Source organism: Herbaspirillum seropedicae, assembly GCF_001040945.1.
Lineage (GTDB): Bacteria > Pseudomonadota > Gammaproteobacteria > Burkholderiales > Burkholderiaceae_D > Herbaspirillum > Herbaspirillum seropedicae.
Genome location: NZ_CP011930.1, coordinates 3,207,967 through 3,224,186 on the forward strand (window position 1 = coordinate 3,207,967; position 16,220 = coordinate 3,224,186).

The 16,220-nt window shown below is 59.6% G+C and carries 15 protein-coding genes; 4 read left to right on the forward strand and 11 right to left on the reverse strand.

The annotated features are described in order from the left end of the window. The first annotated feature begins 328 nt into the window (after positions 1 to 328). Positions 329 to 463 (forward strand): hypothetical protein, encoded by a 135-nt coding sequence (locus ACP92_RS25225; protein WP_013234781.1) that lies wholly within the window; start codon positions 329 to 331, stop codon positions 461 to 463. 17 nt (positions 464 to 480) lie between these two features. Here the strand turns inward: ACP92_RS25225 and ACP92_RS14060 are convergent, their stop codons facing one another. The 10 genes from ACP92_RS14060 to ACP92_RS14100 form a co-directional block, all read right to left on the reverse strand. Then, complete coding sequence (locus ACP92_RS14060; protein ID WP_041310888.1) at positions 481 to 702, reverse strand: hypothetical protein; 222 nt, start codon at positions 700 to 702, stop codon at positions 481 to 483. Positions 703 to 1,020: 318 nt separating this feature from the next. Then, positions 1,021 to 1,167, reverse strand: a complete 147-nt coding sequence (locus ACP92_RS25295) for a BRO-N domain-containing protein (protein WP_013234783.1) — start codon at positions 1,165 to 1,167, stop codon at positions 1,021 to 1,023. A gap of 518 nt (positions 1,168 to 1,685) precedes the next feature. Continuing rightward, positions 1,686 to 3,191, reverse strand: a complete 1,506-nt coding sequence (gene tldD / locus ACP92_RS14065; RefSeq protein WP_013234785.1) for a metalloprotease TldD — start codon at positions 3,189 to 3,191, stop codon at positions 1,686 to 1,688. Positions 3,192 to 3,223: 32 nt separating this feature from the next. Further along, entirely contained in the window at positions 3,224 to 4,597 is a 1,374-nt protein-coding gene (locus ACP92_RS14070; protein ID WP_013234786.1) for a TldD/PmbA family protein, read from the reverse strand. Further along, entirely contained in the window at positions 4,594 to 6,378 is a 1,785-nt protein-coding gene (locus tag ACP92_RS14075) for an ABC transporter ATP-binding protein/permease (RefSeq protein WP_013234787.1), read from the reverse strand. The genes ACP92_RS14070 and ACP92_RS14075 overlap by 4 nt, the downstream gene beginning before the upstream one ends. Continuing rightward, positions 6,375 to 6,794, reverse strand: a complete 420-nt coding sequence (locus ACP92_RS14080; protein ID WP_013234788.1) for an ExbD/TolR family protein — start codon at positions 6,792 to 6,794, stop codon at positions 6,375 to 6,377. Before ACP92_RS14080 ends, ACP92_RS14075 begins: the two co-directional genes overlap by 4 nt. A 10-nt stretch (positions 6,795 to 6,804) precedes the next feature. Continuing rightward, positions 6,805 to 7,536, reverse strand: a complete 732-nt coding sequence (locus ACP92_RS14085) for a MotA/TolQ/ExbB proton channel family protein (RefSeq protein ID WP_013234789.1) — start codon at positions 7,534 to 7,536, stop codon at positions 6,805 to 6,807. A gap of 54 nt (positions 7,537 to 7,590) precedes the next feature. Next, complete coding sequence (locus ACP92_RS25080; protein WP_232284945.1) at positions 7,591 to 8,367, reverse strand: TonB family protein; 777 nt, start codon at positions 8,365 to 8,367, stop codon at positions 7,591 to 7,593. Positions 8,368 to 8,377: 10 nt separating this feature from the next. Next, on the reverse strand, positions 8,378 to 10,768 hold the full coding sequence (locus tag ACP92_RS14095; RefSeq protein WP_013234791.1) for a TonB-dependent siderophore receptor: 2,391 nt from the start codon (positions 10,766 to 10,768) through the stop codon (positions 8,378 to 8,380). 415 nt (positions 10,769 to 11,183) lie between these two features. After that, positions 11,184 to 11,645, reverse strand: a complete 462-nt coding sequence (locus ACP92_RS14100; protein WP_081441946.1) for an Lrp/AsnC family transcriptional regulator — start codon at positions 11,643 to 11,645, stop codon at positions 11,184 to 11,186. Between the two features lie 460 nt (positions 11,646 to 12,105). On the opposite strand from ACP92_RS14100, the gene ACP92_RS14105 reads away from it, so the two are divergent. The 3 genes from ACP92_RS14105 (at position 12,106) to ACP92_RS14115 (ending at position 15,278) form a co-directional block, all read left to right on the forward strand. Beyond that, the gene (locus tag ACP92_RS14105; RefSeq protein WP_081441911.1) at positions 12,106 to 12,681 is read left to right on the forward strand and encodes a sigma-70 family RNA polymerase sigma factor; all 576 of its coding nucleotides are present in this window, start codon (positions 12,106 to 12,108) and stop codon (positions 12,679 to 12,681) included. A gap of 18 nt (positions 12,682 to 12,699) precedes the next feature. Then, complete coding sequence (locus ACP92_RS14110; protein WP_232284845.1) at positions 12,700 to 13,626, forward strand: FecR family protein; 927 nt, start codon at positions 12,700 to 12,702, stop codon at positions 13,624 to 13,626. Positions 13,627 to 13,802: 176 nt separating this feature from the next. After that, positions 13,803 to 15,278 (forward strand): aminotransferase-like domain-containing protein, encoded by a 1,476-nt coding sequence (locus ACP92_RS14115; RefSeq protein ID WP_013234795.1) that lies wholly within the window; start codon positions 13,803 to 13,805, stop codon positions 15,276 to 15,278. A gap of 42 nt (positions 15,279 to 15,320) precedes the next feature. On the opposite strand, the gene ACP92_RS14120 is transcribed toward ACP92_RS14115, so the two are convergent. Next, the gene (locus ACP92_RS14120) at positions 15,321 to 16,220 is read right to left on the reverse strand and encodes a hypothetical protein (RefSeq protein WP_013234796.1); all 900 of its coding nucleotides are present in this window, start codon (positions 16,218 to 16,220) and stop codon (positions 15,321 to 15,323) included.

Sequence of the window (16,220 nt, forward strand, 5' to 3'; positions counted from 1 at the left end):
GTCCTGATCGAGAGCGGCCACTTATCGAAGAATCGATGCGATATTTCGGGATGCTCTGAGAACAAGCTCAATATCTCGTAGGCATGGGGAATACCCGTACAAGAAAGCCCCCTCGATATTGGCTAGAAGAAATTCACAAAATAGCCTGTCCAACGCTAGCCGTATAGTTTGCAAAGCACTACCATGAACAACTGTGGATTGAGCATCTGAATCGGGCCTGGATGGGGCAATCAAAAATCATTGCGAGCATCCGCTCTTGCTTTTGGTCAGCCACAATCGTCCACTTATTGTTTTGGGGAAATCATTACAACATCAGAGGGAGTTAATCATGACGCTAAAGCCTGGCCCGAAGCCAATTGCCAAATCCACCGGCAAGCCCGATCAACGTCGGCGCGATAACAAAGAAACGCCGGGAAATAATCCGGCTCTGAAGCCCAGCAAGCCGCCGACCAAAAGCAAATAAGGCTCATGGCCTCTTCGTTAGTTTATTCTCGTGGTGGGGCAGTACTTTACGTTCGATTCCCGCCCTCCAAAATCGGGGAGCGGCGCCTGGACGATGATGAGCGCCAAAACCGGCATATTGTCGGTTTTGGAAATCGTGGGGTGGCTATCAACTTTGACTTCAGCCATCGGCGGGAGATTGCTTTTCGCTCCCGCGAGCTGCTTTCCCAGCTGCTTGCCCGTTTCGGTGCGCTCCACCATGGCGAATTCCGTTGTCATGTCAAGGGATAGGTGGTGCTCAATGGCAGTCTGGGCATGAGCTTTTGAGCTCCCCGAAACTGGGGAGCTCAAAATTGCCCCTGAGGTTTTTCGGAGTTTTCCGAAAAGCCCTCTGCGACGGAGTAATCATATCCATTACAAGTGCAATCCTGATACGTCTGTCCATTTTGCGGGTGGACGTAGGGTGTCTCGTTTCCAGAAACGACACCCTGTTCACGACTAGGCGGAACATATCGCCCTTCGTCAATACTCGCACTTCTTGTGTGCGGCCTAGGCTATCGACGATGAGGTAACGTTTTGCTATCCCACGGCATGCCGCATAGCATCATTCGGATTGGAATAGTCTAACGCTTCGCAAATATCCTTACCGACGAATAAAGGCTCACTACTCTCGCTCGCCAATACGCGGATATCACGGCCCTCGAAATGGAAAGGGATAGGATTCATGCCGCGACCTCACTCGGTCCGAACATTAGATCCTTGATCCAATCAACAGGCGCCGGGCATGGACCTCAACATCGTCAGGATGGCTCCAGCATTGTCCAAATCAAGCTTGCAGCGCCCACATTTTGACAGCCAGTTTCCAGCAGCTTGGATTGACGCGTCGTCTCGTCTATCCCCTTTGTGGTGGCAATATGGAGGTGCGGACACTTCCCTCTCTTCAGTGCGGACATTTGCGGACACTTGTGCGGACACTTGTGCGGACACTTTGGAAGTGTCTGCACTCGTCTTCCGGCTTCTGATCAGGCGGCGTCGAGGGCCAGTTAAACGGTCGAGAGAATGACGGCGCCAGTCATGGGCCCTCACCGGCCATGCGAGCCTTTGGAGGTACGATTGAAGCCCCCAATGCAGCGAGCGGCGGCGCGGTTTTCTGTGTGCGGTTGCCGTCGGCTCCGTAGCGGGTAAATTGTCATGCGGCACTAGCCGCATTCGGTTTTCCATCGTCTGAAAAAACTGCCGGCAATTCAGGCGGTACCGCCCACGGTCATGCCGTCAATCCTCAGCGTTGGCTGACCCACGCCCACAGGCACCGATTGTCCGGCCTTGCCACAGACGCCGGAGGCCGTGTTGATTTCCAGATCGTTGCCGATCAGCTTCACGTTCTTCAGTGACTGCGGGCCGTTGCCGAGCACCGTCGCGCCTTTCACTGGCGCGCCCAGTCGACCATTCTCGATCAGGAACGCTTCCGACGCGGCAAACATGAACCGGCCGCTGCTGATATCGACCTGACCGCCCTCTAGATGGGCAATGTAGATCCCCTGCTTGACCGAGGCGATGATCTCGGCCGGATCAACTCCGCCGGCACGCATGTAGGTGTTGGTCATGCGTGGCATCGGTAGCACATCGTAGGATTCGCGGCGTCCGTTGCCCGTGTTGGCGACACCCATCAGCCTGGCGTTCAGCGAATCTTGCATGTAGCTGACCAGAATACCGTCCTCGATCAACGTGGTGCACTGCCCGGGCGTGCCTTCGTCGTCGATGTTGAGCGAGCCGCGACTGCCCGGCACGGTGCCGTCGTCGACGATGGTCACACCGGGAGCCGCCACCCGTTGCCCGATGCGCCCGGCGAATGCCGAGGAACCGCGCCGGTTGAAATCACCTTCCAGGCCATGCCCCACTGCTTCGTGCAACATGACGCCGTTCCAGCCAGGGCCGATCACCACGGTCATGGTGCCGGCCGGCGCCGCGCGTGCCTCCAGCTTGATCAATGCAGCGTCCACCGCCAGAGCGGCGACCGACTCGATCGCAGCGTGATCGAAGGTCGCCAACCCCACGCGCCCGCCCAAGGTGCGCGAGGCGCCTTCGCGGCGGCCATTGCGGACGACCTGTACCGCCACGTCGAGCCGTACTAGCGGACGTACGTCGCCGCCGCAATAGCCGTCGTTGCGCGCCAGAAAAACCAGGTCGAGCGATATCGACAGGCTCGCCATCACCTCCACCACCAGAGGACTACGGGCGCGGCAAGCGCGGTCGACCGATTCCAGCAAGGCGATCTTGTGCGCGGCATCGAGCGAGGGCAGCGGGTCATCGAGCGTGTAATAGGTCGGCCCGCGCTTGGGCAGCTTGAGCACCAGGCCTGCTGGCGATACCGGCGCATGGCCCACAGCATCGGCCGCCAAGTCGGCAGCTTTACCAATCGTAGTAGCGTCGAAGCGATCAGCCGAGGTCAAGACCGACTGCTCGCCTTCCACCAGGCGTAGCCCGAAACCCTGCGACTGGTTGTAGTTGCTGCGTGTCACCTTGCCACGCTCAAGGTGCCAGCTTTCTGCGACGCTCGACTTCAGGTACAGATCGGCGTAGTCGCCACCTTTGCGCAGCGCGCGTGACACGCCCGCCAGTAATTGCGATTCATCCAGTCCGCTGGCTGCCAGCAGCCCCCATCTGGCGCGGCAATAGGCGGTGGACGTGCCGGAGTCAGCGCCGCCATCATTAGGTTCTGGCACTGCTGCCAGCTGGTTGATTGTCTTCATGAATGCTTCCCTGTTCGCGCGTCTTCAGATGTTCAGATACCGCCGACACGCATCTTGTCAATCAGCCACGAGCCCGTCGTGGTGCCATTCTGCGTGAGCCGGTCATTGCCCACTGCGACGATGCCGGCAAACATCTCACGCAGATTGGACGCCACCGTGATGCCGGCCACCGGATAAGCGATCTGGCCGTTTTCCACCCAGAAGCCGCTGCACGCGCGCGAAAAATCGCCCGTCATCAGATTGACCCCCTGCCCGTTCAGCCCACTGATCACCAGCCCTGTTCCCATGCGCCTGATCATCGCCTCCAGATCGCCACTGGCCGCGCTGGTGGTGCTCGACACCATCACATTGCTGGGCCCCGCGCCATGCTCTGCCAACGGCAAGCCGAGGCGCCGCGCACCGTAAGCGCCAAGGTAATAACCTTGCAGGCGACCGCCTGCGATCAGCGTGCGCGGGCGCAGGGCAGCGCCGTTGCCGTCATAGCTGCGGCTGCCCATGCCGCCCTTGAGCAGCGGGTCATCTGAAATATTCATGTGTGCAGCGAACACCTCCTGGCCCAGCGCATCGCGCAGGAACGAGCTATGCATATAGAGCGGGCGCGCTGAAATGGCCTGTACGAATTCGTTGAGCAGGCTTGCCGCCGCCTGCGGCTCGAACAGCACCGGACAGGTCTGGGTAGCGACCTGGCGCGCGCCAAGCCGGGCCAGCGCGCGCCGCCCGGCACAGGCGCCGAGCGACTCTGGGCTCGGCAGCTGTGCCGGATCACGCCGGGCATCCCACCAGGACTCGATTTCCTTGGCGCCATCACGGATTGCCACGGCCGTACACGACAGGGAATGACGGGTTGATGCACTACTGCGCAAGAAGCCTTCGCTGTTGGCCAGGACGCGGCGGGTACGACTGCTAAACAGTACCGCCTGCTCTATCTGCGGCACCGCGCTGCTGACCGCCAACGCTGCACGCTCAATGCGCGCCACCAGCGCCACGGCATCCCTCAGACCGAGCTGCCAGGCGTGGTCAAGCTCCAGATCCACATCGTCGCTTGGATAGGCCGACAGGCCCGGCAACCCCGCATGCTGATCTTCGGCGGCAATCGCGGCGCTATCCATGCCGCGTGCCACCAACGCCGCCACGCCCTGCTGCGACAGATCGGAGGATGACACCGACGCTTCGCGCTGACCAAGGAACAGGCTCAGGCGCAATTGGGCCGATTGACGCAGCGCACGCTCGTTGGGCTTGCCACCCTGCACGCTGGCGCTCAGCGACTCTACCTCCTCAATCTGTACCGCCGCAGCCGTGGCCCCGTGCTGACGAGCGACCTCAAGTGTTTGCTGCGCGATGGTTTCGAAATGCTGTTGGCAATCTTTCATGGTATTGAGGTTACGAAGGGCTCGTAAGCTTTTCATTCCTTGCTCTTGGGTTGATTCGATACCGCACCTGGGGCGGATGTCGCAACGACATCCGGCGTCAGATCGACGAACTGATCGTGAAACGCCGCCACCTCCTTGCGGTGCGCCACGCTGATCAGCGTACTGTGCGGCAGACGCTCAAGCAGCAGCGAATACATGCGCTGCTCCGATTCGTCATCGAGCGCGCTGGTGGCTTCGTCGATAAAAATGTGGTCGGGTCTGGCAATCAAGATCCGGGCAAAGGCCAGGCGTTGCTGCTCGCCACCCGAAAGACGCCCGCCCCAGCGATCAGGCTGATCAAGCAGGGGCAGAAATTGCGCCAAACCGACCGCCGCCAGGATGTCCTGCGCCAGCGCATCGCTGACGTCGGTCTCGGCGCCAGGATAGGCCAATGCCTGGCGCAAGCTGCCGACCGGCACATAGCTCTTCTGCGGCACGAACATCATGCTGGTGCGTGCAGGCACGGTGATGCTGCCGATCCCGAACGGCCAGATGCCGGCCAGCGCGCGCAGCAGCGTGCTCTTGCCAGACCCCGAGCGGCCACGGATCAGACAGCGGGCGCCGTGCTTGACCGAGAAGGCCGGGATCCGAGACAGTGGATTACCGTGCGGATCGGTCAGCGTCAGCGCGCCGACCTCGATGGTCGTCTGTTGCGGTCTTTGCAGCACAGTCAATTCAAAGGTCGGCGACTTTATCTCGTTGGCGTCCAGCAGCGCCAGCAAGCGGCGCACCACTGCACGCCAGGCGGCAAACGATTGATACGCCTGGGGAAAATACGCCAGCGTGCTGCTCACCGAACCGAACGCGGCGCTCACCCGCATCATCCCGCCCAAGGTCATGGTTCCCGCCATCAGCTGCGGCAGCACCAGCAGCACCGGCAGGATCGAGCTGATCTGGCCGGGCACCTGCACGCCGAACATGACCTGCGCCGTAACCCGGATAATCCTCCATGTATTGGCACGGATGCTGGCGAAGGTGGAACGCAGCCGGGAAGCTTCCACGCTGGCCCCATCGTAGAATGCGATCTGCTCCGCCCCTTCCCTGATCTGTACCATCAATGCGCGGAAATCCGCTTCCACCTTCTGCTGCCGGATGTTGACCGGAATCAGCGAGCGGCCTAACAGATGGGTCAGCAGCAGCGTGCTGCCCGAATACAGATAGACCGCGAACAACATGTAGGCCGGGATGGTGATGGCAAGATGCCCCAGTTCAAGCAGATAGTTGCCGCTCAGCTCCCACAGCACGATGCTGAAGGTAACCGCGCTGACCGGCACATGAATCAGGTGTGACGTGATCGTCACCGTGTAATCGACGAACAGCTTGACGTCTTCCGAGATACGCTGGTCGGCGTTGTCGAGCAACTTGTCGCGCTCAATGCGGAAGTAGGCGCCGCTACGTGTCCACTGGTCGATCAATGTAGTGGTAAGCCAGGTGCGCCACCTCAGCTTGAGCACATCGGCGGCGACCGAGGCGCTGATGGCCAGCGTCGCCGCCACCATGATGAGGCCCAGAAACAGCGTCAGCAGAGCGGGAATCGTGCCGAAACGGCCACTGCCGATGGCGTCGTAGAATTTGCCGGTCCATTGATTGACGCGCAGCGAAAAATAGACGCCGACAAAGCCGGAGCCGACGATGAAAGCGGCTAGCAAGGCCGAAACCGGTGCTTCGCGCGACGTCCAGTAACTCTTGAACAACCACCAGGTGGAGGTCCTGAAATGCGCGCGCTGGCTTCCTTCCACCTCGGCATAGCTGAGGTCGTGCAAGGCTTCCTGCGTCATTGTGTTTCCTTCACCGGCTCCGTGACAAAGTTGATCCTGCTCAGGCCGCCCGCCTGCACCCCCGCCAGTACCTTGGCAACACTGCCGTAGGGCACTTGCTCATCGGCATAGACGTTGACGGCCGGCGGCACTGCCGCCGCTGCAGCTGCCACCACGTGCGCGCGCAGTTCATCGAGATTGGCTGGCACGCGGTTCCACAGGACGGTACCGTCTGCCTGAATCGAGATATCGATGTCCTTGCTTGCCGTCTCGGTGGGCTGCGCAGTGGCCTTCGGCAGCGTTACCTTGACGGCCTGATTGATGGCCGGCAGCGTCACGATAAAAATGATCAGTAACACCAGCATGACGTCGATCAGCGGTGTCATGTTGATTTCCGTGGCCAGCCCATCCCCGCCCGCATCATTCATCATCGACATGGCAAGCTCCTCAGGCGCGGGTCGCAGTGGCCGGCGTGTGCGCCGGGTATCCGGATTCTTTGGCAGCCTGCGCTTCCCTCATCTTGTTGCCAGTCACGTAGTACACGTGCAACTGGTGCGAGAAACGCATCAGCTTCTGTGCCACGGTGCGGTTACCGCGCGCCACGTAGTTGTATCCCAGCACGGCGGGAATCGCCACAAACAAGCCCACCGCTGTCATCACCAACGATTCCCCGACTGGCCCGGCCACGTGATCCAGGCTTGCCTGTCCCGACGCGCCGATGGCAATCAGTGCGTGATAAATGCCCCAGACCGTGCCGAACAGGCCGATGAACGGCGACGTACTGCCAATCGACGCCAGCACGGCCAGACCGCCCTGCAGGTGCGCGATCTGCTCGTCGAGTTCGTTACGCACGCAATACGCAACCCATTCCGTGTTGGAGGTGCTTCCTTCCAGTAGCGGCTGGTCTTTCTGCGCCTGCGCCTCGACCGCGGCCGTGGCGATATTGCTGTAGGGGTTGTCGGTGCCCGCACCGATTGCGGCAATGCCGCCCTCGATCGAATGAGCCGCCCAGAACTCCTTGTGTGCCTTCAAGCCAATGCGTGACAGACGACGATTTGCCATGCCCTTGACGATCATCACGATCCATGACACGGACGACATGCCCAACAGGATAGTGATCAGAAACCGGGTCACTACATCGCCTTGCAGCCAGACATTGGCCAATCCATAGTTTTCCATTGCATGCTCCTAGATTTGTCGTGCGCCGTAGCGCGGTGAACTTGGAAAGCGTTTTCAGTCGGCCGTGAAGGAAATCCGCTGCGCAGCCTCGACCTCCAAGGCGACGCCTGCTACGCGGTAGGGGTTGCAGCGGCCAGCCTGCAGTGCCGCCACGGCGGCCGCGTCAAGTTCGGCAAAGCCGCTGCTCGACGTCACCCTGACCTGCCCGATACGGCCATCAACGCCGATCATGAGCCGTAATGTGACCATCCCCGTCTGCCCCAGCCGTCGCGATTTTGCCGAGTATGCGGGCGCCGGAATATGACAATTGAGCTGCGCCATTTCGCTCGCGTTGATTGACTTGATGGCTAGCGCCGCTTCACCGCTACCCGGCGCAGCAGCAGCCGTGGTCGGCGGTCCTGAAGCTGGCGTCGGGGCGGATGCTGGCGTCGGCGCGGAGGAGGCCGCGCTCGACACCGCCGGCGGCGCTGCTGGCGGGCTGGCGGGGGTGTCCGACTGGATCTCCTGTGTCGACGCCGCCTGCGTAGTCAGCACCGGAGGTGCTTTGAGCTTTTGCGGTGGCTTTTGCCGCGGTTTTTCCATTGGCGTTGGCAAAGGCTTCGCCTCCGGCGGGTGCACCGCCGTTGCCGCCGGTGCGCGACTGACCAGCTGGACCGCGACCGACTGTCCGCCATGCCCGGCGGCAGCAGCGCTAAGCGTGATGTTGGGTCGATAGCACAGCCAAACCAGTCCGATCACATGCAGCAAGAGCACACCGGCGGTCACGGCCGACACCGTGACATCCGACTTGCGTGCAGTACTCCTGGCTCGCATCTGATCCGGTGGAGTCATGATTGCCAAGTCAGAAATCATAGGTTCCCGTCAACATCAGGGTACGCTCCGGCCCCATCGGAATGAAGGAAGCGCTGGTCGAGCTGGAATAAAGCTTGTGATTGAACAGATTCTTCACTGACAAATTCAAGCTGTATTTTTCCATCTTGTAAAACAGGCCAAGATCGGTCTCGGTCTGGCCAGGAACGTGATAATTTCCCGTGCTGCCAACGTCCTGCCCACTGCTCATGAAGACTCCCATGCCCACCCCGAACCCTTGCAATGCCGGACTACGGAAGTTGTAGGTCGTCCAGATACTGCCGGTATGATGCGGAAGATTGACCTTGACCGTGGGCGCATAGTCCTGCACATAATTGTTATAGGCATACTGCGCGATGACGTTCAGACCCGGCATGATCTGCCCCTTCAGTTCGACCTCCAGCCCTTGGCTCACAGCTCCCCCGGTCGAAATATAGAAGCCGCGATGCACCGGGTCGGAAATACTCTGATTGGTGTAATCGATATGGTAGAGCGCCGTGGTCAGCTCAAGTTTGTCGTCCATCAGGTTGAACTTCACACCCGCCTCGAACTGCTCGCTCTGCTTCGGCGCCAGCAAACCGCCGCCGTAGGCAGTCACGTTGTTCGGCTGAAATCCCTTATTCCAGTTGACGTACGGTGCAATTTCCGGCGTCAGCTGGTACATCAATCCCAGACTAGGGCTATAGGCCGTCTGATGCATACCACCGCTCGGCGCGCGACCGACGATATTGGTGCTGCTGAGGTAGCTGTCGCGACGGATCGAGGCTAGCACGGTGAGATTGCTGTAAATCAACTGCTCTTGCAGATAGCTGCCGACCCGCTGAGTTTGTCCACCGAACTGATACGTCAGCGGCGAACTGATCGGTGCTACGTTGATCGTCCCGAAGATATCCGGAATCGTCGTGGTGCTCGAAGAATTCCTGTCATATTGCACATAGTGCATATAGGAATAATCGACGCCAACCAGTGTGGTCGACTTCACGCCGGCGAGATCGGACTTGAGCCGCAGGTAATTCTGTGAATTGGCGGTGTAATAATTGGCCGACGACTTGAACCCCAGCAAAGTGAGTGCATTGGAATTGGTGACCGTCGATGCGGCTGCCCAGCCGTCCTGCCCCTGTGTGGTGCTGGTATAACCATTCTTGCTGACGAACGTCAGGTTATCGCTGAGTTTCTGTTCCAGCTTGGCAGTCAATTCATCCGCTGTCATCGAAAAGTGGTCGCCGCGATTGCCCAACGGATGCTCGACGTAGCCATCCACGTAGCCCCCTCTGGCATAACCCACGGTGTACTGTGGAAACGGCTCGCGCGTCACTGTGTGGGCATAGCCGAGGGTCAGGTCGGTGCTGCGATCCTTCCATTGCAAGGTCGGAGCGATATAGAAGTGGCGGCCGCCGTCATAGCCCATGAAGTTTTCGCTGGACTTGTCGGCCGACACGACGAAGCGATAGCGCAGTCGCTTATCTTCGTCAATTGCACCGGTCGAATCGAATGCCACCTGACTGAAACTATTAGAACCATAGGCCACCTGAACTTCATGAAATGGCTCGACTTGCGGGGCTTTCTTGATCACGTTGACGACCCCTCCAGGAGGTGCATCGGCAGCCATGATGGCCGACGGCCCCTTGACGACTTCCACGCCGGCGATGGCGATGGTCGGCGTCAGGGCTGCGGGAGAGGCGGCGGAGCCATATGACGAAAGCCCATCCGACATCACCGGCGCATTGCCCACGTAACCGCGAATGGCAAACGACGGTACACCGTACGGGCCGGGACGTGCCACCACCCCGGAGGCATTGCGCAGGACGTCTGACAGCGTCTGCGCCGATTGCGACTGAATGACGGCGGCATTGATCACGGATACCGACTTTGGCGTCTCGCTCAAGGGCGTATCGGTACGCGAGAATGTTGCGGAACTCTCGGCCACAAAACCCGTACCACCGGAATCGGCAGTGGCGGCCACACTGATGAGCGGCAACTCCGCATCGGCGATGGCCTTGTGCGCTGGCGTCTCGGTGGTGCTGGTGGTGCTAGCGCCGGCGACTGGCCGCAGCGTCCACTTGCCGCTCGGCGTGGCGACCAGCTCCAGCCCGGTATTGCTGAGCGCCTTCTTGATCGCCTCGGGTGCGGTGAAGTTGCCCTCTACCGGCGCCGATTGCAGCGACTTCACCAGTGCCGGCTCGTATGAAATCAGCAAGCCACTTTGTTGAGCTATTCGCAGCAGGGTCTGGTCAAGCGGCCCACTCGGCAAATGATACGACTGCGCAGCGGCAGACTGAGCATAGGCAGACGTGACTGGCACAGACAAGGAGGTCATCGTGGCCAAGGCCACCACGATCACCTTGGGGCTGGACCAATTTACAGAATGAGATATCAGTTTCATGTTGATTTCTAATAATGATGTTAGATTGGCTCTGCTGAACAAATTGAAAGCAGCCTGAAACAGGCGGATCGCAGAGTTCTGAAAACGATTTTCTCTTTTGCGTTTTGCCGATGATCAGGCATCACTGTTACAGTGCATGACCATGACATTGCACATCTTTTGCCGTCACCGAAAAACCGAACTTCCACGCTGTTTTCTGCGCATCCCCTCATCACTTCCACGGCATCCGGTGATACTTCCCTGCCACTCGAAAGTCGCCTGATAGCGTGTCGAATTGATATAAAAGTTTATCCAGAGGCAATCGAATTTATTTTTCAAACTTCACATGCAACTCCAGGTGAATTTAAATTTTCATTTCTGTTTTTCATCATCCACAGGAATGAAATTCCGCCGCCATGCCTGACCCACAGAAACCCTAATCCGCGTACATCAGGGGCAAAGCGGTGGTGGACTTCAGTGTTTCCATCGAAAAACTCGAACTCACGTCATCCAGTTCCACCGCACTAATTAAGCGCTTGTAGACGCTGTCATATGCGCCAATATTGGGCACCATCACCTTGAGCATGTAGTCGATGTGTCCACTCATGCGATGCACCTCCACCACCTCGGGAATGCAGGTGACGACATCGCGGAACTTCTTCAGCCAGGAGGCGCTGTGCTGGCGCGTCTTGATCTCCACCAGAACCGTCACCGAGACATTGAGTTTTTCGGCATCCAGCAGCACCACGCGGCGCTTGATGACACCTTCGGCCTCCAGCCTCTGGATGCGACGCCAGCATGGGGTGGTCGACAAGTTGACGCACTCGGCGATTTCGGCCACAGCGCGCGTGCTGTCTTCTTGTAGGATCTCCAGGATCCGACGGTCTGTTCTGTCAATCACCGATGTCCCTCTCGTTGATAGCTGCACATGCCTGCGTCGATCATCCGCACGCGTCCTTGCGGCCAGCGCATGCGCACTTGCATTGGATGGTTTCAATAGGGATGTGAAACGAAGCGGAAAAAGTGACACCTGGTTTTGAAAATAATTTTCAAAACCATTTTCGGCGATGCGTGCGCCCTTCGCCATTCGATGCGACGCCATGCTTTGATAGCGGGAAAACGCACAATTTCTTTTCAGAAAACAGCATTCAGACCCTACTCTCATGCTCACGGTGGCATACTAATTGCCTAAGTCAGATTGTCGGAAACGATGAAGCTTATGCGTTTTTAGTAGCACGCCAAATCGGTAGTTCGAAGACAATTGCACCGCTGCAAAGAACGCGGCGGTATGGTGCACAGGCTCGGGTTGATTCCAGGCAGAGCGCTGCGGCAGGCTCGCGTAACACATATGGTGAATCATGAAATATCATCACAAAGATGGCCTGTTGAGCGGGGCCGTGTCGGGGGAACCAGTGCCTGGCCCGCTTCACTCGTATGCGGATCAGCCGTTCCGGCATGATTTTCTGGTCACGGAATTCACCAACAGCTATAGCTGGTTGAAGCAGTATCTGCGGCGGCAGGTGAAGTCTTTGGCCGACGCTGAGGATGTCGCCTCGGCGGCGTTCGTCGAGATGGCCAGCCTTCCCGATGTCTCGATCATCCGTGAACCGCGTGCGTTGCTGACCACGATCTCGCAGCGCCTGGTATTCGATCTATGGCGCCGACGCGATCTGGAAGCCGCTTACCTGGCCGCATTAGCCACCACGGAAGAAGCCACTACCCCCTCCCCGGAAGTCGTCCTCGAAGTCGTGCAGACCTTGGTCAATATCGACCGGCTGCTGTACGGATTGTCGAAGAACGCGCGGCAAGCGTTCTTGTACAGCCAACTGGACGGACTGACTTACCGCGAAATCGCCGAGCTGCTTGGCGTGTCCGTGAGCATGGTGCGCAAGTACATCGCCCAGGCGCTGGCAAAGTGCTATGAAAGTAATTGAACCCTGGGAGATGACAAATTGAAAGATCCGATCAAGGCCGCCATCAGCTGGGAAGTGCTGATGCGTTCCGGTGAAGCAAGCGTCGAAGACCAGGCCCGCTTCGCCGAATGGCACGCTGCCAGCGCGGCCAACCAGGCGGCGTGGCAGTCACTGCAGCAGAAGCTGACGCCGTTCCGTTCGTTCGGACAGAGCGCGCAGGCGCAGAGCGCCGGGCGCCAGGCGCTGCTCAATGCCGGCCAGTCACGGCGACGCATGCTGCAGAACAGTTTCACTGGCGTGATCGGACTGGCCTTTGTGGGTGCGCTCGGTTATCGCGGCCTGCAAGCTTTCGGTGACGACTCCACCTTACGCAGCGGCACCGGCGAGCTGCGCGAAGCCGCGCTGAATCCGGATATCCGCGTCACCCTGGATGCCGGCACCATCGTCTCTTCGGCCGCTAACGGCTGGCGCATGGAGTCGGGTCAGATTCTGGTCAATGCGATGCACAACCACAAACCGTTCGACATCCTTTCCGCGCGCGGCAATCTGCATGCCAGCGCTGCGCGTTTCAGCTTCTCCTCTTATGAAACGCACTCTCTGGTGGCCGTGGTACAAGGCAGCGCCACGCTGACAACCCCGGATGGCATGGTCAAGATGATCACCCAGGGCGACGTGGTCAGCCTGAGCGAAGCCGGCATCGAACGCAGCAGCCAGTCACTCGCGAATGCCGTCGCATGGACTGAGGGTCTGTTTGTGGCATCGGATCAAGCCGTGGCCGACGTGATCGGCGTACTACGTCGGCACCGCCCGGGAGTGATACGCGTCACCCGCAAGGCGGCTGCCAAGCGTGTGAGCGGCATCTTCGACATGCGCATGCCCGATGCAGTCTTGCGCCAGCTGGCGGAAACCGTTGCGCTGAAGGTGGAGAACTATGGCCGCTTTCTGGTGATGGTTAGCGAGACATAGGTAGCGTCTGGAAACTTGAATGGAGACCATGGCGCGCGGCATTTGCAACGGCTAGCCCGATCTGCAATTTTCTTTCCCTTTTTACTGAAATCGGACAACCATATTCTCATTGACGACCAATACCATTCATTGTCTTGACAAGCTCCGTTCATTGCATCCCCACCGCATCGATTCCCATGCTTTCTTCAGCCTACGCCAGTTCGTCGCGCAAATTCTCCATCGATAGGGCCGCGCTCGGCGACATGGGCGACAAGCACTCTGCCAGGCTGCTGGTTGATCGCATATTCACTGCGGTACTGGAAGGCGTGCGTACGCGCCGGCTGGCGCATGGCGACAAACTCCCATCGCTGCGTGTGGTGGCCGAATCGGCCCAGGTAAGCCGCGACACGGTGGCACGCGCGTATGAAAAACTGGTGGCGCACGGGCACGTCTACACCCGACCGGGCGCGGGCTTCTTCGTCAGGGTTGACAACCAGGTTGCCAATGCGCAGACGCAAACGGCGCCAGCACCATTATTGACCAACTGGCGCCAGCGCCTGCTTGATCCTCGCACCCTGCTGCACCGCGGCCTTGGCAGCGGCGACTTGCCTGCTGAGTGGATCAATGTGCCGCAATTGGCAGCCGCATTGCGTGCCGTGTCGCGCAGCAACATCAACTGGGCAGCCGGGTATGGCGATGCACAAGGCTATCTACCGTTGCGCCAGCAATTGCAACGCAAGCTGGCGGATATCGGTGTCGATGTCACGCCGCCTCAGGTGCTGACAACATTGGGGGCGACCGACGCCATCAACCTGATTGTCATGAGCTATCTGCGCCAGCCCGGGATGACGGTGCTGGTCGACGACCCCGGTTCATTCCTGCTGATGGAACGCCTGCTGGCATCAGGAATGCACATTGTCGGCGTTGCGCGCGACGCCGACGGCCCTGATATCACCGCTCTGCAGAACGCCTGCGAACAACATGGCCCAACGTTCTACTTTTGCCAGTCGCTGTTGCACAGTCCGGGCTACACCGGCCTTTCTCCGCAGCGGGCGTTCCAGATCCTGCGCCTGGCCGAACGATTCAATTTCACCATCGTCGAGGACGATACCTACGGCGACCTTGCACCAGCGCATCGCTCCCCCCACGCCACGCGGCTAGCCAGCCTGGATCAACTTCAGCATGTGCTGTATGTGGGCAGCTTCTCCAAGACGCTCGGCGCGGGTATGCGCGCCGGTTTCATCGCCGGCAACCCGCAACAGATCGAATGGCTGCTGCTGTATAAACTGGTGAGCCGGGCCTCGAATGGCAGCCTGGCCGAACGTGCGATCTACCGGTTGTTGTCCGAAGGCGGCTATCGCCGCCATTGTGAGCAGTTGCGCACTAGGCTCGACCAGGCGCGCCCCAGGCTGATGGCAGCACTTGAGGCGCTCGGCATCGTACTGCCACACCGGCCCGACGCCGGCCTTTATCTCTGGGGCAAACTCCCCGGCGACCTCAACGCCATGGAGGTAGCCGAGCGCATGCTGGCGAACGGCTACCTTACCGCACCCGGGCCGGTGTTTTCGTCAGGCCAGGCGGCACGCTCGTACATGCGTTTCAACGTCGCCTCGAGCGACGATGAAGCATTGCGGGCGCTGTCAAACGTGCTTGAGCGCAGCGCACCCGGCTGAGAAAGGGTTTCGCCTGCGCCAGAGACAGGCCAACGGCAAGGATCAATCCACCGAATGCGCCTGCAATACCGCCAATAACATCGTCGACACCATCGCGTTAGCCGTGCTCACTGCCTCGCGCGCGGTGCGCATGCGCCAGCGCAAGCGTTCCTCTTCCGCAGGATATTGCTCGGCGTAATGCTCGAATACCGTGCGCTTGCTCTCCGGATTGTCCTTGAGAAAGCGATCGTGCATTTCCTTCAGGCGTACGTACACGTTGGCTTCGTCGGCGGCAGTCCAGCCAGCATCAAGCAAAGCATAGGCACTGTAAGCATTGACCCATGCACGCATGACGTCAGTGATCATGGTCGGCGAATGACTGGCGTCCCAGCCAGCGGCTTCCACGGTGCTTGCCATCAGTTGCTCGATCGAATGTCCCGTACAGCTATCGGCCACGGCCATTGCGGCCCGACGGGCGGCGCGCCAATCGGCGGCTTCGGGGCGCTTCCCAGCCAACACCGCCTCATGCAGCGCAGTGACCGTCGCCAGTACCTCCGACAGCGGCACATGGGGAGCCGCCTTGCCAAGCCAGATACCGATATCGGCCAGCAACTTCAGCACGAATTCGCTGCCGGCCCGCTCCAGGTCGACGCCAACCGGAATCGCCTCCAGCGTGGGCCGGCCAGCCAAGGCGAATGCCTCTGGCGTGCCCTGCCCTGCCGCGACGGCATCGATCAACAATGCCAGCCACTTGGGCAAGCCGAGCGCCGTGGTCCAGACGGCAAGATCATCGCTTTCGGTGGCGCAACCGATGACGCTGCCAGTTTCGCCATTCCAGGTATTCGGGAGACCCTTCACCCGGCCCGCCTCCAGATGCGCACAGAAACGCGCCAACATGGCCCCCTTGAGCGCCTGGTTGTTATGAAACGTGAGGGACGTAACCCCTGTCAGATTGGTAGACAT